Genomic DNA, 292 nt, shown 5'->3' on the forward strand with positions numbered 1-292 from the left:
GATTTTAAAAACTGGGAAGATTGGAATGCTTGGACAGAAGAAAAACCAGAAATGACTATTAATTATACAGAACAAACAAAAGGTATTGATGGTTCTTACTCTTGGATTGATAATGGTGAAACAGGTACCATGCGCACTATAGATACCAATCCTAATAAGTCCATTACACAAACCATGCAGGTTGCTGATTACCCAAGTTCTGACGTTGTTTGGACTTTTATACCAAATGCAGATGGTAGTACTGATGTAAAATGGACCATTTCTGGTAAAGATTTACCTTTTGGCTTTAAAG

1 pseudogene is annotated in these 292 nt (G+C 35.6%); it reads left to right on the plus strand.

The annotated features are described in order from the left end of the window. Positions 1–292 (plus strand): annotated as a pseudogene (locus V6251_RS15295) (SRPBCC family protein); the annotation flags it as partial.

The organism is Olleya sp. Ti.3.14, assembly GCF_038154885.1.
In the GTDB taxonomy this organism is placed as follows: Bacteria; Bacteroidota; Bacteroidia; order Flavobacteriales; family Flavobacteriaceae; genus Olleya.